The 22,020-nt window shown below is 65.6% G+C and carries 16 protein-coding genes; 13 read left to right on the top strand and 3 right to left on the bottom strand.

The genetic code is table 11. The features are described from left to right. The first annotated feature begins 47 nt into the window (after positions 1-47). The 6 genes from gltB (at position 48) to aroE (ending at position 9,374) form a co-directional block, all read left to right on the top strand. A complete protein-coding gene (gltB, locus tag GJ672_RS01380; RefSeq protein WP_154295531.1) occupies positions 48-4,511 on the top strand; it encodes a glutamate synthase large subunit in 4,464 nt (1,487 codons plus the stop codon). Between the two features lie 10 nt (positions 4,512-4,521). After that, positions 4,522-5,928, top strand: coding sequence for an FAD-dependent oxidoreductase (locus GJ672_RS01375; protein WP_154295530.1), 1,407 nt, complete (start codon positions 4,522-4,524; stop codon positions 5,926-5,928). A 16-nt stretch (positions 5,929-5,944) separates the two neighbouring features. Next, on the top strand, positions 5,945-7,009 hold the full coding sequence (gene hemE / locus GJ672_RS01370) for a uroporphyrinogen decarboxylase (RefSeq protein ID WP_154295529.1): 1,065 nt from the start codon (positions 5,945-5,947) through the stop codon (positions 7,007-7,009). After that, complete coding sequence (locus GJ672_RS01365; protein ID WP_154295528.1) at positions 7,002-7,439, top strand: NUDIX domain-containing protein; 438 nt, start codon at positions 7,002-7,004, stop codon at positions 7,437-7,439. Before hemE ends, GJ672_RS01365 begins: the two co-directional genes overlap by 8 nt. A gap of 81 nt (positions 7,440-7,520) precedes the next feature. Beyond that, complete coding sequence (hemB, locus tag GJ672_RS01360) at positions 7,521-8,531, top strand: porphobilinogen synthase (RefSeq protein WP_154295527.1); 1,011 nt, start codon at positions 7,521-7,523, stop codon at positions 8,529-8,531. Between the two features lie 24 nt (positions 8,532-8,555). Further along, the gene (gene aroE / locus GJ672_RS01355) at positions 8,556-9,374 is read left to right on the top strand and encodes a shikimate dehydrogenase (RefSeq protein ID WP_154295526.1); all 819 of its coding nucleotides are present in this window, start codon (positions 8,556-8,558) and stop codon (positions 9,372-9,374) included. A 4-nt stretch (positions 9,375-9,378) separates the two neighbouring features. Here the strand turns inward: aroE and GJ672_RS01350 are convergent, their stop codons facing one another. Continuing rightward, entirely contained in the window at positions 9,379-9,897 is a 519-nt protein-coding gene (locus GJ672_RS01350; RefSeq protein WP_154295525.1) for a gamma carbonic anhydrase family protein, read from the bottom strand. Between the two features lie 16 nt (positions 9,898-9,913). Then, entirely contained in the window at positions 9,914-11,278 is a 1,365-nt protein-coding gene (gene gorA, locus GJ672_RS01345; protein WP_154295524.1) for a glutathione-disulfide reductase, read from the bottom strand. A gap of 88 nt (positions 11,279-11,366) precedes the next feature. Between gorA and prlC the strand changes: the two genes are divergently transcribed. Both prlC and selD read left to right on the top strand, forming a co-directional pair. Next, entirely contained in the window at positions 11,367-13,406 is a 2,040-nt protein-coding gene (gene prlC / locus GJ672_RS01340; RefSeq protein ID WP_154295523.1) for an oligopeptidase A, read from the top strand. Positions 13,407-13,421: 15 nt separating this feature from the next. Next, positions 13,422-15,701, top strand: coding sequence for a selenide, water dikinase SelD (selD, locus tag GJ672_RS01335; RefSeq protein WP_154295522.1), 2,280 nt, complete (start codon positions 13,422-13,424; stop codon positions 15,699-15,701). Between the two features lie 2 nt (positions 15,702-15,703). Here selD and senB read toward each other — a convergent pair whose 3' ends face one another. Continuing rightward, entirely contained in the window at positions 15,704-16,669 is a 966-nt protein-coding gene (gene senB / locus GJ672_RS01330) for a selenoneine biosynthesis selenosugar synthase SenB (RefSeq protein ID WP_154295521.1), read from the bottom strand. A 26-nt stretch (positions 16,670-16,695) separates the two neighbouring features. On the opposite strand from senB, the gene senA reads away from it, so the two are divergent. From senA to egtD, 5 genes are read left to right on the top strand one after another with little or no spacing between them, the layout of a single operon-like run. After that, positions 16,696-18,021 (top strand): selenoneine synthase SenA, encoded by a 1,326-nt coding sequence (gene senA / locus GJ672_RS01325; protein WP_154295520.1) that lies wholly within the window; start codon positions 16,696-16,698, stop codon positions 18,019-18,021. Positions 18,022-18,048: 27 nt separating this feature from the next. Continuing rightward, the gene (locus GJ672_RS01320; RefSeq protein WP_229381911.1) at positions 18,049-18,903 is read left to right on the top strand and encodes a putative selenate ABC transporter substrate-binding protein; all 855 of its coding nucleotides are present in this window, start codon (positions 18,049-18,051) and stop codon (positions 18,901-18,903) included. After that, the gene (locus GJ672_RS01315) at positions 18,903-19,553 is read left to right on the top strand and encodes an ATP-binding cassette domain-containing protein (RefSeq protein ID WP_154295519.1); all 651 of its coding nucleotides are present in this window, start codon (positions 18,903-18,905) and stop codon (positions 19,551-19,553) included. Before GJ672_RS01320 ends, GJ672_RS01315 begins: the two co-directional genes overlap by 1 nt. Further along, positions 19,519-21,060, top strand: coding sequence for an ABC transporter permease (locus GJ672_RS01310; protein WP_229381910.1), 1,542 nt, complete (start codon positions 19,519-19,521; stop codon positions 21,058-21,060). The genes GJ672_RS01315 and GJ672_RS01310 overlap by 35 nt, the downstream gene beginning before the upstream one ends. 20 nt (positions 21,061-21,080) lie before the next feature. Then, complete coding sequence (gene egtD / locus GJ672_RS01305) at positions 21,081-22,016, top strand: L-histidine N(alpha)-methyltransferase (protein ID WP_154295518.1); 936 nt, start codon at positions 21,081-21,083, stop codon at positions 22,014-22,016. The last annotated feature ends 4 nt before the right edge of the window (positions 22,017-22,020 follow it).

Raw genomic sequence — 22,020 nt, 5'->3', positions numbered from 1 at the left:
TGGAGACTTATGCACCGCTCCCTGCAACCAACAGAGAGGCAGCTCGCGTGAAGGCACTTCCGTTTACTGGTCCAACGCTGTACCGCCCCGAGTTCGAGCGGGACAACTGTGGCTTTGGCCTGATTGCCCACATGGACGGCCAGCCCAGCCACTGGCTGCTTCAGACCGCCATTTCCGCTCTGGCCCGCCTCACCCATCGCGGCGCGGTCGCTGCCGATGGCAAAAGCGGCGACGGCTGCGGACTGCTCATCAAACCGCCGGTGGAGTTTCTGCGAGCCGCGGCTGCGGATCTGGATATTCCGCTGGCGGATCACTTTGCCGCAGGCTGTGTCTTCCTGTCCCGTGAGGAAGAACCCGCCAACCGGGCCCGCCGGGCGCTGGAAGAGGCGCTGGAGCACTACGAAGTGCCGGCAGCGGGCTGGCGGGTGGTGCCCGTCGACCCGTCCGCCTGTGGCGCCCAGGCCCTGGCGACGCTTCCCCATGTGGAGCAGGTCTTTGTCAACGCCCCGGCGGGCATGGAAGAGCCGGAATTCGAGCGCCGGCTGTTCATGGCACGGCGCCGGGCCGAAAAAGCGCTGGATGGCCAGGATGACGAGTTTTACGTGCCCAGCCTGTCCGGACGGGTGCTCTCCTACAAAGGGTTGGTGATGCCGGAGAACCTGCCGGTGTTCTATCAGGACCTACAGGACGAGCGGCTGGCCACGTCGCTGGCGGTCTTCCATCAGCGCTTCTCCACCAACACGCTGCCCCAGTGGCGGCTCGCCCAGCCGTTCCGTTATCTCGCCCACAACGGTGAGATCAACACTATTCAGGGCAACCGCAACTGGGCGATCGCCCGTGCCTATCAGTTCCGCACGCCGCTGCTGCCGGACATCGAAGCAATCCAGCCGCTGGTCAATCTCACCGGCTCGGATTCCTCCAGCCTCGACAACATGCTGGACGTGCTCATCACCGGCGGCATGGACATCTTCCGGGCCCTGCGGCTACTGATTCCGCCGGCCTGGCAGAACGTCGAGACCATGGACCCGGACCTGCGGGCCTTCTACGAATTCCATTCCCAGCACATCGAGCCCTGGGACGGTCCGGCGGGGATCGTGCTCACCGATGGCCGTCACGCCGCCTGTGCGCTGGACCGTAACGGGCTGCGGCCGGCGCGGTGGGTCATCACCCGGGACCGTCACATCACCCTGGCCTCCGAGGTGGGTGTCTGGGACTACGAGCCCGACGACGTGGTCGAAAAGGGTCGGTTGCGTCCGGGTGAAATGCTGGCCGCGGACACCCTCACTGGCGAACTGCTGCTGCCGGAAACCATCGACGAGCGTCTCAAGAACCGGGCCCCGTACAAGCGCTGGCTGAGTGATAACGCCCGCGAGGTCCCGTCCATGCTGGGCCCCAACAGCACCCGCGAGCCGGTGGAGCCTCACACACTGGATATCTACCAGAAGCAGTTCGGGGTCAGCTTCGAAGAGCGGGATATCGTCACCCGGGCCCTCGCTCAGGGGGGCCAGGAAGCGGTGGGTTCCATGGGCGATGACACGCCCATGCCGGTGCTCTCGCAGCAGGTGCGTCCGCTTTACGACTATTTCCGTCAGCAATTCGCTCAGGTCACCAACCCGGCCATCGACCCGCTTCGCGAGCAGATCGTCATGTCGCTGGAAACGGTGTTCGGCCCCGAGAAGAACATTTTTGAAGAAGTCGAGGACCACGCACGACGGCTGGTTCTGGACTCCCCGATCCTTTCGGATGGCAAGTTCCTCGGGCTGGTTGCCGAGCATGAGGCGGACGACGCCGTCCATCGAATCGACCTCAGTTATCCGGCGGATGGCGATCTGCGCTCGGCCGTGGAAGGAGTTCGGGAAGAGGCGGCGGAAGCCGTGCGTCAGGGCAAGACCCTGCTGGTTCTCTCCGATCGAGACCTTTCCCGGGAGCGCATCCCGGTTCACGCCCTACTGGCCATCGGCGCCGTCCACCACCACCTGGTGCGCACCGGCCTGCGCTGTGACGCCAACCTGGTGGTGGAGACCGGGACCGCCCGCAACAGCCACGAGTGCGCGGTGCTGATCGGCTATGGCGCCACCGCGGTGTATCCGTATCTCGCCTACGACGTGGTCCAGGACCAGCTGCGCACTGGCGAGATCAAGGGCGCCGAGATCAGCGATCTGCTGCGCAACTACCGCAAGGGCCTGAACAAGGGGCTCTACAAAATCCTCTCGAAGATGGGCATTTCCACCATCACCAGCTACCGGGGTGCCCAGCTCTACGAAATCGTCGGTTTCCACGACGAAATCGTGGATCTTTGTTTCACCGGTACCACCTCGCGGATCCAGGGCGCCAACTTCAGCGACCTGGAGTCAGACCAGCGCGCCCTGCACGAGCGGGCCTGGCGGCGCAGTGAGCCGCTGACCCAGGGTGGTCTGCTGAAATACGTCCACGGCGGCGAGTACCACGCTTATAACCCGGATGTGGTGGCCTCGCTTCAGGAGGCGGCCTACACCGGCGATTACGATCGCTACCAGGTGTTTGCCGAGGCGGTGAACACCCGGCCCGTGGCGGCTCTGCGGGACTTGCTGCAGGTCCGCGAGACCGAGGCCATTCCGCTCGAAGAAGTCGAACCCGTTGAGGACATCCTCAAGCGGTTTGACTCCGCGGGCATGTCGCTTGGAGCACTGTCGCCGGAGGCCCATGAGGCGCTGGCCATCGCCATGAATCGTCTGGGAGCTCGGTCCAATTCGGGCGAGGGCGGCGAGGATGAGCATCGCTTCGGCAACGAGCGAAGCTCCCGGATCAAGCAGGTGGCGTCCGGCCGTTTTGGTGTCACGCCCCATTACCTGCGAAACGCCGAGGTGCTGCAGATCAAGGTGGCTCAGGGGGCCAAGCCCGGTGAAGGGGGGCAGCTGCCGGGGCACAAGGTCAATCCGATGATCGCCCGGCTGCGCTATTCCAAGCCCGGCGTGGCGCTGATTTCGCCGCCACCCCATCACGACATCTACTCCATTGAGGATCTGGCGCAGCTGATCTACGACCTCAAGCAGGTCAATCCGGATGCGCTGGTTTCCGTGAAGCTGGTGGCTGAACCCGGGGTCGGCACCGTCGCTGCGGGGGTTGCCAAGGCCTATGCCGATCTCATTACGATTTCCGGCTATGACGGCGGCACCGGCGCCAGCCCGCTGACCTCAGTGAAGTACGCCGGCAGCCCATGGGAGCTGGGGCTGACCGAGGCGCACCAGACCCTTCGGGCCAACGATCTGCGGGACAAGATTCGCCTGCAGACGGACGGGGGCCTGAAGACCGGTCTGGACGTCATCAAGGCGGCCATTCTCGGGGCCGAAAGCTTCGGCTTCGGAACGGCGCCCATGGTGGCCATGGGCTGCAAGTATCTGCGGGTCTGCCATCTCAACAACTGCCCCACCGGCGTCGCCACCCAGGAAAAAGTCCTGCGCATGAAGCACTTCATTGGCACGCCGGAGCGGGTGGCCAATTACTTCACCTTCGTCGCCATGGAAACCCGGGAGTGGCTGTCACGGCTGGGCGTGCGCTCGCTGGAAGAGCTGATCGGGCGCATCGATCTGCTGCAGCCCCGCGAGCCGGAGACCGACCGTCAGCGGCGTCTGGACCTCAGCCCGATCCTGTCGGACGGGGGGCTGGATCAGAGCCTGCCGACCCACTGCATGACCCCCAGCAATGTGCCCTTCGATCGGGGCGAACTGGCCGAGCAGATGGTGCGTGACGCCCTGCCGGCCATCGAGGCGGCCAGCGGCGGGGAGTATCACTACCGGGTACGCAACAACGACCGCTCCATTGGCGCCCGTCTGTCCGGCGAGATCGCGGTCCGCCACGGCAACCTGGGCATGAGCGGATCGCCGATCCGGGTCAACCTCACCGGCAGCGCCGGCCAGAGTTTTGGTGTCTGGAACGCCGGCGGTCTGGAAATGACGCTCGATGGTGATGCCAATGACTATGTGGGCAAGGGCATGGCCGGCGGCAAGCTGGTGATCCGGCCGCCCCGCGGTAGTCAGTTCCGCAGTCAGGACACAACCATCATCGGCAACACCTGCCTGTATGGCGCCACCGGCGGCAAACTTTTCGCCGCGGGCACCGCTGGCGAGCGGTTTGCGGTGCGCAACTCCGGCGCCTACGCGGTGGTGGAAGGTGTGGGCGATCACGGCTGCGAGTACATGACCGATGGCGTGGTCTGCGTGCTGGGGTCCACCGGGCTCAACTTCGGAGCCGGCATGACCGGCGGACTGGCCTTCGTGCTGGATCTGGAGAACCGGTTTGTGGATCGGTACAACCACGAGCTGGTGGACATCCGCCGTATCCAGACCGAGCCCATGACCGCCCATCGGGAGTTCCTGCGGGCCACCATCGGTGAGTTCGTGGACGAAACCGGGTCGGCCTGGGGTCAGGAGATTCTCGACAACTTCCGGGACTACGTCGGCTGTTTCTGGCTAGTGAAGCCGCGGGCTGCCGACATCAATGAAGTCCTCAACACGCTGCGACAGGCAGCCTGAGCAGAGCATCATGGGAAATTACTTTCAGTTCATTGACGTCCCCCGGGAGGACACCGCCAAGGAATCGGCGGGCGCGCGGGTGCAGAAATTCACCGAAATCTACGGCGATTTCAGCAGCGAACACGCCGCCGCCCAGGCGGATCGCTGCGTTGAGTGCGGCAACCCTTATTGCGAATGGAAGTGCCCGGTCCACAACTACATCCCCAACTGGCTCAAGCTGATTGCCGAGGGGAACCTCTTCGAGGCGGCGGAGCTTTCCCACAAGACCAACACCCTGCCCGAGGTCTGCGGCCGGGTCTGCCCCCAGGACCGACTCTGCGAGGGAGCCTGCACGCTGAACGACGGTTTTGGTGCGGTGACCATCGGGTCCGTGGAGAAGTACATCACCGACGAGGCCTTCAAGCAGGGCTGGCGACCGGACATGACCGGCGTGGTCCCCACCGGCCGCAAGGTCGCGGTGGTCGGCGCCGGACCGGCCGGGCTCGGTGCCGCCGACATCCTGGTGCGTAACGGTGTCGAAGCGGTGGTCTTCGATCGCTACCCGGAGATTGGCGGACTGCTGACCTTCGGGATTCCGCCGTTCAAGCTCGAAAAGGAAGTCATCGCCAAGCGCCGCGAAATCATGGAATACATGGGCGTGGAGTTCCGTCTGGGGGTGGACGTCGGCACCGACATCACCTACGAGGAACTGGAGCGCGACTATGACGCCGTGTTCCTGGGCATGGGCACCTACACGTATATGCGCGGCGGCTTTCCGGGCGAGGACAAGCCCGGCGTCTACGAAGCCTTGCCCTACCTGGTGTCCAACATCAACCGGCTGATGGGCCTCGAAAAGGATCCGTCGGAATACATCGACATGGACGGCCAGCGCGTGGTGGTACTCGGCGGCGGCGACACCGCCATGGACTGCAACCGCACCGCCCTGCGCCAGGGCGCCGCCAGCGTGACCTGTGCCTATCGCCGCGACGAGCAGAACATGCCCGGCTCCCGTCGGGAGGTCTACAACGCCCGCGAAGAAGGTGTGGATTTCCGCTTCAATCGCCAGCCGGTGGAAATCGTCGGCGACGACCACGTGGAAGGTGTGAAGGTGGTGGAAACCCGCCTGGGCGCCCCGGACGAGCGGGGCCGGCGCCGGCCCGAGGTGGTGCCCGACAGCGAGGAAGTCATCCCCGCCGATCGTGTCATCATCGCTTTCGGTTTTCGCCCCAATCCGCCGGACTGGTTCGATGACCATGGCATCAGCGTTGATGCCCGCGAGCGCGTCAAGGTGGCCAAGGGTGGCAAGCACCCCTTCCAGACCGACAACCCCAATGTGTTTGCCGGTGGCGACATGGTCCGAGGCTCGGATCTGGTGGTGACCGCAGTCTGGGAAGGACGGGAAGCCGCCAAGGGCATCCTGGCCTACCTGGGCGTCTGAAACGCCGGCGCAGCGGATGAGCGATCTCCTCAACGACCGGTTGTTGCGGGCCCTTTGTCGCGAGCCGGTGGACCGCACACCGGTCTGGATCATGCGTCAGGCCGGCCGCTATCTGCCGGAATACCGCGAAGTCCGCGCCGAAGCCGGCAGTTTTATGGATCTCTGTCGCAATGCGGAGCTGGCCTGCGAAGTCACCATGCAGCCGCTGCGCCGCTTCGACCTGGACGCCGCCATTCTTTTTTCGGACATCCTGACGGTGCCCGACGCCATGGGTCTGGGGCTTTATTTCGAGCCGGGTGAAGGCCCCCGCTTCGAGCGCCCGGTGCGGGACGCTGCCGCGGTTCGGGCTCTGCCGGTGCCCGACGTCCACGAGTCACTGCGCTATGTCACCGACGCGGTCAGCCGGATCCGCCGTGAGCTGGCGGGGTCGGTGCCGCTGATCGGGTTCTCCGGCAGCCCCTGGACGCTGGGCACTTACATGGTCGAAGGCGCCAGCAGCAAGGACTTTCGCCATATCAAGGCGCTGGCCTATGACCAGCCAGCGGTACTGCATGAGCTGTTGGACAAGACCGCCCGGGCGGTGACCGACTACCTGAACGCCCAGGTCGAAGCCGGCGCCCAGGCATTGATGATTTTCGACACCTGGGGCGGCGCGCTGGCCCATGATGCCTATGAGCGGTTTTCCCTGGCCTATGCGCGTCAGGTCATCGACGGACTGATCCGGCAGCACGATGGCCGGCGAGTGCCGGTGGTGTTTTTCACCAAGGGCGGTGGCCTCTGGATCGAGCGAATCGCCGACTGCGGCGCTGACGGACTGGGTCTCGACTGGACCATTTCCCTGGATGAAGCTCGACGCCGGACCGGTGATCGGGTGGCCCTGCAGGGCAATCTTGATCCCAGCACCCTTTACGCCAGTCCAGCCACCATCCGGGACGAAGTCCGGCGGGTCCTGAATGAGTTCGGCGCCGGCAGCGGCCATGTCTTCAATCTGGGGCATGGCGTTCACCCGCAGATCCCGCCGGACCACGTCAGGGCCATGGTGGACGCGGTCCATGAGTTGAGCCCCGCCCTCCATGAATAACCGGCGCCGTCGTGTGCTCTCCTGTGGCGTCATTACGGTGCGCCCGGAGGGCAACGAATGGCGCTATCTCCTGCTGCGGGCCTACCAGTACTGGGATTTCCCGAAAGGCCGTCAGGAATCCGGCGAAACCCCGCTGGAGGCCGCCCGCCGGGAAGTCCGGGAAGAAACCGGCATCATTGACTTGCGCTTCAGCTGGGGCGAGGACTACACCGAAACCGGCCCCTATGCCCGGGGCAAGGTGGCCCGATACTACCTGGCGGAAACCCGCACGGAAGCCGTCGTTCTGGGCATCGCCCCGGAACTGGGCACCCCGGAGCACCACGAATGGCGCTGGGTGGACGAGGCCACTGCCTACCGACTGGCCGCCCCGAGGGTCAAGCAGGTGCTGGACTGGGCGCTGCAACGGCTACCCCGTCGCCCCGCCGCCTGAGATCCCGTGGGGGGTTTGGGAGAGCCGGGGGCCACGTTGCATACTGACAAGTCACAGAACGATCGCCGAGGAGAGCAGACATTGAGCCATCCCACCGGCCAGACCTACCCAGCGACTCGCCCCCGGCGCCTGCGCCGCGACGAGTTCACGCGGCGTCTGGTGCGCGAGAATCAGCTCAGCGTTGACGACCTGATCCAGCCGGTTTTCGTCATTGAAGGCCATGACACCGTGGAGCCCGTGCCCTCCATGCCGGGCATCCAGCGACTCAGCATCGATCGCCTGGAACAGGAGGCAGAGACGCTGGCGGCGCTGGGTGTCCCCGCCATCGCGCTGTTTCCGGTGACTCCCGCCGAGGCCAAAAGCGACGATGCGGCGGAAGCCTGGAACCCCGACGGACTGGCCCAGCGCGCCGTTCGCGCCGTCAAGGCCCGCGTACCGACCCTCGGCATCATCACCGATGTGGCGCTGGATCCCTTCACCCGCCATGGCCAGGACGGATTGCTGGACGAGCACGGCTATGTGGCCAACGACATTACCCTCAAGGCCCTGGTGAAACAGGCGCGCTCCCATGCCGAAGCCGGCAGCGACATCGTCGCCCCGTCGGACATGATGGATGGCCGGGTTGGCGCCATTCGGGCCGCCCTCGAAGCGGATCGCTTTCACGAAACCCGAATCCTGGCGTATGCCGCCAAGTATGCTTCGGCGTTTTATGGGCCCTTCCGGGATGCGGTGGGTTCCGCCGGCAACCTGGGCAGCGGCGACAAGCGCACCTACCAGATGGATCCCGGAAACGGCTTCGAGGCGCTTCGGGAAGTGGCGCTGGATCTGGCCGAGGGTGCCGACATGATCATGATCAAACCGGGCATGCCCTATCTGGACGTCATTCGCCGGGTCCGGGACCAGTTCCAGGTACCCACCTTCGCCTACCAGGTGAGCGGTGAGTACGCCATGCTCAACGCCGCCTTCGAAAACGGCTGGCTGGACCGCCGCGCCTGCGTCGTGGAGGCCCTGCTGGGCTTCAAGCGCGCCGGGGCCGACGCCGTGCTCACTTACTTTGCCAAGGACGTGGCCGGCTGGCTGGCCGACCACTGAAACCCGCCCATCGCGAGGTATTCCATGGATCGTTATGCCGTTTTTGGCCATCCGGTTGGCCATTCCCTTTCACCCCGCATCCATCAGCTGTTTGCCGAGGAAACCGCCCAGCAGCTGGAGTACGAGCGCATTGAGCCACCGCTGGAGGGTTTCGCCCAGGCGGTAGCCGACTTCCAGGCCGCCGGCGGCAGCGGTGCCAACGTCACCGTGCCGTTCAAGCAGGAGGCCTGGTCCCTGTCGGGACAGCGCAGTGAACGGGCCGAGCGGGCTGGCGCCGTCAACACGCTAATCCTCGGCGAGGTCATCTATGGCGACAACACCGACGGGGAAGGCCTGGTCAATGATCTGCGCAATAACCTGGGGGTGGGGCTCGCCGGCAAGCGCCTGCTGTTGGTGGGGGCCGGGGGCGCAGCCCGCGGCGTGGTCGGGGCGTTGCTCGCGGAGCAGCCCGCCACCCTGGTGGTGGCCAACCGCACGCCGACCAGGGCGCGGCAACTGGCGGCGGAGTTTGACGATCTGGGCAGCATCGAGGGCTGCGGGCTCGAAGACCTGGCGTCCGAGCGCTTCGAGGTGGTGATTAACGCCACCTCCAGCGGGCTGGACGGCCAAGTGCCGGATCTGCCGGCCTCGATTGTGGCGGAGGGGGCCACGGCCTATGACATGCTCTATGGCGCCGAGCCCACCCCGTTTTTGCGCTGGGCCAGCGCCCATGGGGCCTTTCGCAGCCGCGACGGCCTCGGCATGCTGGTCGAGCAGGGCGCGGCCTCGTTCGAGTTGTGGCGGCGGATCCGTCCCAGCACCGAGCCGGTGATCGAGGCGTTGCGCCACGACACCCGGCCGTAACCGTTTAGCGGTGCCGGTTCATTAACCGCACATAATGCTCGGCTGAGTAGGGCAGCTGCTCCCGCTCGGTGTCGGTGATCGCCCGCACCGCCCGGGCCGGGGTGCCCAGGTAGAGATGGCCGCTCTCCAGGCGCTGCCCGGGCGGCACCAGCGTGTTGGCACCGATGATCACGTCATCCTCGACCACGGCACCGTCCAGCACGATGGCCCCCATGCCCACCAGCACCCGATCGCCGATCCGGCAGGCGTGCACAACGGCACGGTGCCCGACGGTCACCTGCTCGCCGATCACCGCCGGATGGCCTTTCTGATAGGGCCCCTCGTGGGCCACATGAACCACGGCGCCGTCCTGAATATTGGTCTGCCCGCCCACCTCGATGGTGTGTACATCGCCACGCAGAACCGCCGTGGGCCATATCGACACCGCCTCGCCCAGACGGACGTCGCCGATGACCACCGCCGCGTCGTGAATCCAGGCGGAGTCCGGGATCTGCGGGTGAATGCCTTCGAACGGTTCGATCATGAACGCCTCCCTCGGCTCAGGTCATGGTGACCAGTTCTTCGGCGGCCGTGGGATGGATGGCGACGGTGTCATCCAGATCGGCTTTAGTGGCCCCCATGCGCAACGCCACCGCGAACCCCTGCAGCATCTCATCGCTGCCGACACCAAACAGGTGGATACCCACCACCCGCTCCTCGGCACCGACACAGACCAGCTTCATGGTGCTGCGCTGCTTGGCTTCGGCGGGCGCCAGGGCGAAGTCCATGGGCACAAATCCCGCCTGATAGATCCGTACCTGGTCACCGTGCTGCTCTCGAGCCTCGGCCTCGGTCATTCCCACCATGCCGATGGGGGGATGGGTGAACACCACCGTCGGCACGTCGCGGTAGTCCAGGCGCCGTTCTGCGTGGCCACCCCAGACGCGATCCGCCAGCCGGCGGCCGGCGGCAATGGCCACCGGCGTCAGGGGATAGGGATTGTCGGTGACATCCCCCAGGGCGAAAATGTGCGGCTGGTTGGTGGCCTGCCACGGGTCCACGGGAATAATGCCGCCGTCGCCGGTGCGGACACCGGCGGCCTCCAGGCCCAGTTCGTCGGTGTTGGCCAGCCGTCCCACCGCCCAGATCACCTGGTCCAGCCCCTCCAGGGTTCGGCCGTCCTCGGCATGCAGGGTGTATCCCCCCCAGGCGGCCTCCAGCCCACTGGGGGTGAAGTGATTGACCAGGGTGGGACCATGCTGGGTGGTGCTGTGGACATAAGCCTCCTGAATGGCCTCGTCAAAGCTGCGCAGGGGCCGCTCCCGTCGCACCACCAGCGAGACGTCACTGCCCAGCTGATGCAGCACGCCGGCGAGCTCCACCGCGATGTAGCCCGCGCCCACCACAGCCACTTTTTCCGGTCGGTCTGGCATGGCGAAGAAGCCGTCGGAATCGATCCCCAGGTCACCCCCCGGAATCCCCGGCCGACCCGGCACTCCACCGGTGGCGATTACGAATCGTTCCGCCTGATAGTGCTGCCCGTCCACCGCTACGGTGTGGGCGTCAACAAAGCGGGCATACCCGCTGATGAAGTCCACCTCCGACTTGTCGAGATTGCGCTCGTAGATGCCGTTCAGTCGCCGGATGTAGGCATCCCGGGCACTCACCAGCGCCCCCCAGTCCAGCCGAGGCGAAACGCCGGAGAAGCCGTAGTCACCGGCCCGCTCCATGACCTCGGCGGCATGGGCCGCCTGCCACATCACCTTTTTGGGCACGCAGCCCACGTTGACGCAGGTGCCCCCTAGCCGGTCCGACTCGATCACCGCGCAGCGCGCCCCGTGGGCCGCCGCCCGCCGGGCCGTGGCAATGCCGCCACTACCGCCGCCAATGCAGATCAGATCGTAGGCGCCCTGCCCTTTGGTCATGGTCAAACCCCGGTTGCTCGCTGTGTTGGGATCCCTCATTCTGACAGACCCTGACGGTGATGACATTGAAGGAAAGACGATTCACACCATGACCAATCCGCTGCTGGCTGAATCCGACCTGCCCCGCTTCTCCGACATTCGCCCGGAACACGTCAAACCCGCCATCGAACAGGTACTGGCGGACAATCGGGCGGCCATTGCCGAGCTCACCACCGACCCGGTGCCTGCCACCTGGCAGGGTCTGGTGGCGCCACTGGAGCGCCTGGAGGACCGGCTGGAGAAAGTCTGGTCGCCGGTGTCCCACCTGAATGCGGTCATGAACAGCGAAGCCCTGCGGGAGGCTTACAACGCCTGTCTGCCACTGCTCTCCGCCTATTCCACCGAGATGGGTCAGAACACCGATCTTTATGCGGCGTTTCGGCAGCTTCGCGACGGCGATGAATACCCGCGGCTGGATCAGGCCCAGCGTCAGAGCGTCGACAATGCGCTGCGCGATTTCGAGCTGGCCGGGGTTGCGCTGGAGGCATCGGCCAAGCAGCGATACGCCGCCATTGCCGCCCGTCTGGCCGAGCTGGCGTCCAAATTCCAGGAAAATCTGCTGGATGCCACCGATGCCTGGCATCGGGACACCAGCGACCCGGACGAGGTGGCCGGCATCCCCGAGTCCGCGCTGGGTGTCATGCGGCAGAACGCCGAGACGGCCGGGGCCGACGGCTGGCGCATCAGTCTGGACATGCCCGTGGTCCAGGCGGTGCTGGCGCATGCCCACAACCCCGCCCTGCGACGGGAAGTTTACGAAGCCTTCACCACCCGGGCCTCGGACGCGGGCCCCCATGGCGGTCGCTGGGATAACCATCCGATCATGAGCGAGATCCTGGATCTGCGCCAGGAGCAGGCGGAGCTGCTGGGCTATCCCAACTACGCCGAGTTGTCGCTGGCCCCGAAGATGGCGGACTCGGCCCGGCAGGTAGTGGATTTTCTCGAGGACCTCGCCACGCGGGCAAAACCTGCAGCCGAGCGGGAATACGCCGAGCTGACAGCCTTTGCCAGCGAGCGCGACGGCATTGAATCGCTGCCGGCCTGGGATGTGGGCTACTACAGTGAGCGGTTGCGGGAGACCCGGCATCGCCTCTCGCCGGAGGATCTGCGCCCCTGGTTTCAGGCCGATCGGGTCATGGCGGGGCTGTTCGACGTGGTAGAGCGGCTCTTCAGCATTCACATCACCCCCCGGGACGACGTCGACACCTGGCACGATGAGGTGCGCTTTTATGAGATCCACGACGCCAATGGCGAACTGCGGGGCCAGTTCTATACCGACCTTTACGCCCGCTCCCACAAGCGGGGTGGGGCCTGGATGGCCACGGCGCGGGGGCGCATGAACCATGAGGGTGAGGTGCAGACGCCGGTGGCATTTCTGACCTGCAACTTCACGCCCCCGGTGGGAGGACAGCCGGCGCTCATTACCCACGGCGAGGTGGAGACGCTGTTCCACGAGTTCGGTCACGGGCTCCACCACATGCTCACCCGGGTGGACGCCGCCAGCGTCGCCGGCATCAGCGGCGTGGCCTGGGACGCGGTGGAGCTGCCCAGCCAGTTCCTGGAGAACTGGTGCTGGGAACGGGAAGCGCTGGATCTCTTTGCCCGCCATTACCAGACCGACGAACCGATCCCCGCGTCCCTCTTCGAGCGCATGACCGCCGCCCGTCACTTTCAGGCAGCCATGCAGATGGTCCGTCAGCTGGAATTTTCGCTGTTCGATCTGCGCCTGCATGTCGAACACGACCGCACCGCCGGCGAGCGGATATTCCCGCTGCTTGATGAGGTGCGCGACCAGGTGGCGGTGGTTCGGCCCCCGGCGTTCAATCGCTTCCCCAACAGCTTTGCGCACATCTTTGCGGGCGGCTATGCCGCGGGCTACTACAGCTACAAGTGGGCGGAAGTCCTGTCCGCTGACGCGTTTGCGCGATTCACCGAGGAAGGCATTTTCAATCCGGTCACGGGTCGCGCCTTCCTGGAGCACATTCTGGAGAAGGGAGGATCGGAGGACGCGGCCAAACTGTTCCGCGACTTCCGGGGTCGGGAACCCAGCATCGAGCCGCTACTCAAAGCCAGTGGCCTGACTGCCTGAGCAACCGAGCAATCCATGCAGCATTCTTCACAGCCGGTCCTCCGGGACATCGTTCTGGTGGGAGGCGGCCACAGCCACGTGGGCGTTCTCAGACGTTTTGGCATGAAGCCCGCCCCGGGGGTGCGTCTGACCCTGATCTGCCGGGATACCCACACCCCGTACTCGGGCATGCTGCCCGGCTATGTGGCGGGCCACTACGGCTATGACGACGTGCACATCGATCTGCGCCGTCTGGCGGAGTTTGCCGGCGCCCGCTTCCTCTCCAGTGAGGCCGTCGGGCTGGACCGCCAGGCCGGTCAGGTGCTCTGCAGCGATCGGCCGCCGGTGCCCTACGACCGACTGTCCATCAACATCGGCTCGACGCCGCAACTGGCCGGCGCCAGCGGGGCATCGGATCATGCCGTCGCCGTCAAGCCCATCCACCGGTTCAACCATCGCTGGCTGGCGCTGCTCGAGCGCGTGCGCTCGGCCACCAACGGGCTTCGCATTGCCGTGGTGGGCGGTGGCGCCGGCGGCGTCGAACTGCTGCTGGCCATGCAGTACCGGCTGCGAAGTGAAATGCAGGCCCGGGGACAGAATCCGGATCGGCTGCAGTTCGCCCTGTTCACCCGGGGCCAGAGCGTGCTGCCCACCCATGCGGCCAATGTCCGCCAGCGGTTTGCCCGTGTCCTCGCAGAGCGCGGTGTGGCCGTGCACTGCAACGCCGAGGTCACCGCCGTCGAGGCGAGCGGTCTGCAGACCCGCGACGGTCAGCAGTACCCGGCGGATGAGGTGGTCTGGGTCACCCGGGCGGGCGGAGCCCCCTGGCTTCGGGACACCGGGCTGGCCCTGGACGACAACGGTTTCATTCAGGTGACGGACACCCTGCAGACCGTCACCGACCCGGCAGTGTTTGCCGCCGGGGACATCGCCACCATGATCAACCACCCCCGGGAGAAAGCCGGCGTTTTCGCCGTCCGACAGGGACCGCCCCTGGCTCGCAACCTGAGGTTCTCCGTGGAGGATCGGGAGCCCCGGCCCTATCGGCCGCAGCGGCGCTGGCTGGCGCTGATCAGCACCGGCGATCGCTACGCGGTGGCATCCCGGGGTGCCCTGGGTGCCGAGGGCCGGGCGCTCTGGCACTGGAAAGACTGGATCGATCGGCGGTTCATGGCGCGTTTCAGCGACCTGCCCCCGATGGAGGAGAGCGAATCCTCCGGGCCGCGATCCCGGGTCGCGCTGGAAGGCGAGGAAGCACGACAGGCCCTATCGGCAGTCGCCATGCGGTGTGGCGGCTGTGGCGCGAAAGTGGGCGCCTCCACGCTGTCGCGGGCGCTGGGTGCGCTTCAGCCGGTTGAACGGGATGACGTGCTGATCGGCTTGCATGCCCCGGATGACGCCGCCGTGGTGCGAATTCCCCCGGGCAAAGCGCTGGTCCACACCGTGGATTTTTTCCGCGCCTTTGTGGACGACCCCTATATCTTCGGCCAGATCGCCGCCAACCACGCGCTTGGCGATATTTTTGCCATGGGCGCGGAAGCGCAGACCGCCACCGCCGTGGCAACCGTGCCCCAGGGGTTGGAAGCCAAGGTGGAGGACACCGTCTACCAGATGATGGCCGGCGCTCTGGAGATCCTTAACGATGCCGACTGCGCTCTGGTGGGCGGACACACCGGCGAGGGGCAGGAGTTGGCGCTGGGGTTTGCCGTCAATGGCCTGATTGATGATCGGGCGGAAGACATCATGCGCAAGAGCGGCATGCAGCCCGGCGATGCGCTGGTGCTGACCAAGCCCATCGGCACGGGCACCCTGTTTGCCGCTCATGCTCGACTGGCCACGCGCGGGCGATGGATCGACGGCGCGCTGCAGTCCATGCGCCAGTCCAATCGCCAGGCCGCCGGGTGCCTGCATCAGCAGGGGGCCACTGCCTGCACGGATCTCACCGGCTTCGGCCTGCTGGGGCATCTGGTGGAGATGACACGACCTTCCGGAGTCGACGCAACGCTGGAGTTGTCCTCGCTGCCGGTGCTGGACGGTGCCGAAGAGACGGTGGCCGCGGGCATTCTCAGCTCTCTGCAACCGGCCAACGTTCGACTGCGGCGGGCCATCCGTAACCCGGGTGCGGTGAAGGATCACCCCCGCTACCCTCTGGTGTTCGACCCCCAGACCGCTGGTGGGCTACTGGCCAGCATTCCGGCGGACCGGGCCGACGCCTGTGTGCGTGAGCTCAGGTCCCTGGGCTATCCCCACACCGCGGTGATTGGTCAGGTGAGCGCTCAGGGAGAGGGCCTGGAGCCCATTCAACTCAATCCATGACGTTATCGCATGGCCTGATCAATCGCCCGCCTGAGGGCCAACCTCTCCGCCCGGGGCGTGAACCGCGCCGCCATTGCCCGACAGTGAGCCGTCAGTTGCTGCAGATAATCGGGCTCCCGTTCCGCCCGCTGCATCAGAACACGGAGCGCCAGGGTGTCCCGGGGCGGATAGAACCCCGGATAGTCGTCTCCCAGGAGCCCGGTGTTGCCGGGAATCCGGCTGGCCAGCACCGGCAATCCCGCCACGCAGGCTTCAGAGACCACATTGGCACCGCCTTCCATCACCGAGCTGATCACCATCGCCCGGCTGCGGGCGTAGAGACGCCGGACGCCACCCTGACCAATCTCGCCATGCCAGACAAAACGCGGGTTGATGCGCATTTCCGCTTCCGCCGCTGCTGCCCAGTCGGGGCTGTGCGCCCGGCCGGCCTGCCGGATGCGAAGGCGGGACTCCGGCGGCAGATCCCGCGCGGCCCTGGCCGCCCGCAGGCTGTCCTTTTCTTCCCGCAGATGGCCAACGACACAGACATCGAAGGCGCCCGCCGAGGGCCGGCGGTAACTCGCCGGCAGCGGAGTCGCCGACTGGCGGACAATCGCCAGACGGTCGTGAAATCGGGCCGGGATGTCGCGATGAACATGGTCGTGAAGACCGATCAGTCCATGGGCTTTTTCAAGACTCGCCAGGGTCACGCCGGGGTCGCTGTGCTGAAACCGGTAAGTATCGGTGCCGGTGAGCACCACAATCAGTGGCCGCCCGGGCCAGCGGGCGGCATAGGCCGCAATGCTCTCTGCGCTTCGCCAGGCATGCAGGGCCAGCATGACATCAAAGCCGGGGTCTCCCGGCCGCCAGGCCTCCCGGACACTGACCCGATGACCTGCCTCCCGCAGCAGGCGGGCCCAGCGAGTGGCCGTGGCCCGATTCCCCGCCCGGGAGCGGGGCGCCGCCGGTGTGATCAATCCGATTTTCATGCACCACCGTCGACCAGGAGCCCGCGATGATTCAGACACCACCGACTCATCCTGTCGCCTCCGAAACCCTGCTCGCCATGCTCGATGACGCCCGCCAGCGGACCCGGCAGCTCACCGGTGACCTGCCAGCGGAACGTCGGCTCGGCCCGAAGCTTAGCATCGTCAATCCTCCGCAATGGGAGATCGGCCATGTCGGGTTTTTCTATGATCACTTCTTCCTCCATCAGCTGCACGGCGAGACGGATTATCAGATCGCCGACGCCGAACGCCTCTATGACTCCATGGGCGTCGAGCACGATGACCGCTGGGAGCTTTCCCTGCCCACCATGGATGACACCCTGACCTACCTGCGGCAGGTTCGCGATCAAATGGCGGCGCGGCTGCCATCAGGCACCGCCGATGCGGCCACCAGCTATGTCTGGCAGTTGGCGGTTTTTCATGAAGACATGCATGGCGAGGCGTTTGCCTACACTCGCCAGACCCTGGCGGACGCCGCCCCGGTGCTGACGTTGCCGCAGCCGCTCCCGGATCCCGGCGATGGCCCCCTCCCCGGCGACGTGACGGTACCCGGCGGAACCCATGCGCTGGGGGCCGATGAGACGGTCCCGTTTCGATTTGATAACGAAAAGACCTGTCACACGGTTGACGTGGCGCCCTTTCGAATTGCCCGCGCACCGGTAACCCAGGCGGAATTTGCGGCCTTCGTCGAGGCGGGCGGCTACCAAACAGCGAGCTTCTGGTCGGCGGCCGGCTGGGCCTGGCTTCAGGAAAACGAGCTCGAGGCACCGGTGTATTGGCGGACCGGGCCCCAGGGCTGGGAGGTGCGCCATTTCGACCGCTGGCTACCCATGCAGCCGAATGCGCCGGTGGCCCATGTCAGCTGGCACGAAGCGCAGGCCTACTGTGACTGGGCCGGGCGGCGGCTGCCCAGCGAAGTGGAATGGGAAGTTGCGGCCAGCCGTGCCCCCGCCGTGAATGGCCTGGCCGATGGCAAGCGCCTCTACCCCTGGGGACAGGACGCCGGGCAACTGCATCATGCCAACACCGATGGTTACCGTCTCGGCTGTGTCGATGTGGCAGGTCTTGCCGATGGCGACAGCGCCCTGGGCTGCCGGCAGATGCTGGGCAACGTCTGGGAGTGGACCGCCTCACCCTTCGGACCCTACCCGGGTTTCAGCGCCGATCTTTACGCGGACTACTCGGCCCCATGGTTCGAGGACAATCGCCGGGTGCTGCGCGGCGGCAGCTGGGCCACCCGGCGTCGGCATCTGAACATTAATACCCGCAATTTCTTCCCGCCCGGACGCAACGACATCATCGCCGGCTTCCGGACCTGCGCCCGCCAGAACTGATCTCAACCCGACGACAAGGAGTCTCCAATGCGACGTTTCATCATGTTGGCCCTGCTGGCACTGGTTATCGCTCTGCCAGCCAAAGCTGACGTATTCGTCTTCACCGCCATCCCGGACCAGGATGAAAGCCGCCTTCAGGAGCGGTTTGACGCCGTGGGAGACTATCTGGCGGATGCCCTCGAGGTGGAAGTGCGCTATGTGCCCGTGAAATCCTACGCCGCCGCGGTCAGCGCGTTTCGTAACAACCAAGTTCAACTGGCCTGGTTCGGCGGTCTGACCGGTCTGCAGGCGCGGGCACGGGTGCCCGGCTCCGAAGCCCTCGCCCGGGGAGCCGAAGACGAGGGGTTTCGCTCCTATTTCATCGCCAATTCCAGCACCGGCCTTGAGCCCAGCGAACAGCTGGATGAGGCACTGCGGGATCGGACTTTCACTTTCAGTTCCAGAGTGTCCACATCGGGCCGACTGATGCCGGAATTTCATCTCCGGGAACGCTTTGGTGAATCCCCCGACGATATTTTCGCCCGGGTGGGCTACAGCGGGAACCACAGCCGGACCCTGCGGCTGGTGGAGAGCGGTAGCTACGAGGTGGGCGTTCTCAATTACGCCGTCTGGGAGCGTGAATTGGCCGCCGGCAACATCGACACGGAGGCGGTACAGGTGATCTGGGAGACCCCGGGCTACCTGAATTATCAGTGGAGCATCCGCGGTGACGTGGATCAGCGCTTTGGCGAGGGCTTTACCGAGCAGGTTCGAGAGGCCCTGCTCGGCATGGATGACCCGGATCTGCTGGAGCGCTTTCCCCGGCGAGAGTTCGTGCCGGTCACCAACGAGGATTACGAAGAACTGGGAGAGACCGCCCGCGCCATCGGCCTGATTGACTGATGGACGCACTGACTCTTCGGGACGCCCTGGCCCGCTACGGCGGGCGGACCGTCCTGGGGCCGCTGAACCTGCGGGTTGCCGTTGGCGAGCGCGTCGCCCTGGTGGGCCGCAGTGGAGCGGGCAAGTCCACCCTGCTGGCGCTTTTGCATGATCGCCAGCGCCCGGAGATGGCCCTGATGCCCCAGGATCTGGGCCTGGTGAACACCCTCAGCGTGTTTCACAACGTCTACATGGGCCAGCTGCGGGAGCACTCCGCCGCCTACAACCTGGCCAACCTGGTGCGGCCGTTCCGGCGGGAAATAGTCGGGGTGATGGCAGTGCTCGAGCGGATCGACATGACCGAAACCCTCTGGGCCCGGGCCGGTGAGCTGTCCGGTGGCCAACGACAACGGGTGGCGGTGGCCCGGGCGCTTTTCCAGGGTGGACAGATCCTCCTCGCCGACGAGCCGGTGTCGGCGCTGGATGGCCCCCGCGCCGAGCAGGTCATGGATGCCCTCACGGATCAATACGAAACCGCGGTAATCGCCATGCATGACCTGAGCCTGGCCCGGCGATATGCCGGGCGGCTGGTGGGCATCAGTGACGGGCGGATTGCCCTGGATACGCCAGCGGACCATGTCGACAGCGGGGCGCTGGATGCCCTTTACTGACCCTCGGCCGGGGGACGGCGCGGCATGGACGTCCTCCACGGTCCGCACCAGCGTCTGGCTGGTGGTGGTGGCGCTGATCTGCGTGGCGCTGGCGGATTTCGAAATTCGCTCCATTTCTCCCTGGGCGGAACTGGGCCGCTTTGCGCGGGGCCTGATCCAGCCGGACTTCACCACCCTGGACACAGCCGCGGTCGCTCTGTTGCGCACGGTTGCCTTCGCCTTCACCGGCGTGGGTCTGGCGGCGGTGGTGGGCATGGGCCTGGCGCTGATTTTTCACAGTCGGCTGGTTCGGGGTGCCTGCGCCTTCCTGCGGGGCATTCATGAGCTCTTCTGGGCGCTGATTTTTCTTCAGTTTTTTGGCCTTCACCCCCTCACCGGCGTGCTCGCCATCGCGCTCCCCTACGCCGCCATTTTTGCCCGGGTCTACAGCGAGATCCTCGAAGAGGGAGATGACCGTCCGGCCCGGACCCTGCCCGCCGGCAGCGGCCTGATCTCCACCTTCTGGTATGCCCGAGTGCCCGATGTCTGGGCCAACCTCATGGCCTACACCAGTTATCGGCTGGAGTGCGGCATGCGCTCCAGCGCGATCCTCGGGTTTGTGGGCATGCCCACGCTGGGCTTTTACCTGGAAACCGCCTACGGCGAGGGGGTCTACGGTGAAGTGGGCATGCTCCTGCTGCTGTTTTTCGCACTCATCGCCAGCCTCCGCCTCTGGGTCCGGCCGCGGCTGGTGCCCCTGTACCTGCTGGCTGCGCCCTGGTTCCTTGGCACCGGCTTGCCCATTGTCTGGGGCAATGCCCAGCGGTTCTTCACCGAGGACATCGTCCCGGCCCCGCTGCGCCATGGCGAGGGGCTGGCCGGGCTTGGACCATGGCTCACCGATCTATTGATGCATCAGGCGCTGCCGGGCATCGCCGCCACCCTGGTCCTCACGCAAATCGCCCTGGTGGTGACCGGTGCTCTGGCCCTGGTGGCCTTCCCCCTGATTTCGCGGCTTTTCGCTGGCCGAATCGCCCGTCTGGGTGGCCACAGCCTGCTGATCATCGGCCGCTCAACCCCGGAATACCTGCTGGCTTACATTCTGCTCCAGCTCTGGGGGCCCTCCGTGCTGCCCGCGGTGGTGGCCCTTGCCATTCACAATGGGGCAATCATCGGTCATTTGGTGGGGCGCCAAAGCAACGAACTGTCGCTGCGGCCAGACGCCGTCGGCGGGGTCGATCGCTACACCCATGAGGTGGTGCCACGCCTCTACCGGCCGTTTCTCGCGTTCCTGCTCTATCGCTGGGAAATCATCATGCGGGAGACAGCCATACTGGGAATCCTTGGCATCGCCTCCCTGGGCTTTTATGTCGACAGCGCCATTCAGCAAATGCGATTTGATCGCGCCATGGTGCTCATCCTGATTACCGCGTTATTGAACATGGCCGTTGACGCCGTGGCCCGACGAATGCGCAGGCATCTGCAACTTCGTACCAGTCCGGAAGCGTCCACGCCGCAAACCCCGTGACGGCAGAGCGAGCCAACCCCATGAATACCCGTCTTCAGCATGACCTGATCAGCGCGCTTCGTGACCCGTATCACAGCATTCCGCCGACCTGGCTATACGATCAGCGCGGTTCCGAGCTTTTCGAGGCCATTACCCGACTGCCGAGCTATTACCCGACCCGCACCGAATTTGGCATTTTCGATGCCCACCGGGGCGCCATCGCAGCAGCCTTGCCGGCGGGTTGCCTGCTGGTGGAACTGGGTAGCGGCTCGAGTCGCAAAACCGTTCCCCTGCTGCAGTCCCTTTCGGCACCGGCGGGCTATGTGCCGCTGGACATCTCCGCCGATTACCTTGCCGATGCCGTTGAGGAAGTGCGCGCCCGGGTGCCGGAGGTACCCGTGCATCCCCGGGTCGCCGACTTCACCCGCGATTTCGACCTGCCGCCGGGGCTACCGCCCCACACTCGCCGTGTCGGGTTTTTCCCGGGGTCCACCATCGGCAATCTGCGGGAAGGCGATGCGGTTGTTTTGCTGCGCCGCTGCCGACGGCTGCTGGGCGATGACGCCGCCTTTCTGGTCGGCGTCGATCTGGAAAAATCGCCGGAGATCCTGATGCCGGCTTATGATGACCCGGAGGGCGTAACCGCCGCCTTCAATCGCAACCTGTTGACCCGGATCAACCGCGAACTTGGCACCGGGTTCGACCCGGAGGCTTTCGATCATGAAGCGCGGTATTTTTCGAACCCCCCACGGATTGAAATGCATTTGGTCTGCCGGAAAACCACCACCGTGGAAGTGGCGGGAGAGGCTTTCACGCTGGCCGCCGGCGAGAGCCTCCACACGGAAACCTCGCATAAATACAGCCTGGCGTATTTCCAAACACTTGCCGCCGCCGCCGGCTGGTCTCTGGATCGCCACTGGAGCGATCCCGACGGATATTTCGCGGTGCTGCTGCTGTGCGGCGACGGAGGGGGATGATGAG

The organism is Spiribacter sp. 2438, assembly GCF_009676705.1.
GTDB lineage: Bacteria > Pseudomonadota > Gammaproteobacteria > Nitrococcales > Nitrococcaceae > Spiribacter.
The sequence above is the reverse complement of the archived record's forward strand: the minus strand, read 5'-3'. Positions and strand labels throughout refer to the sequence as shown.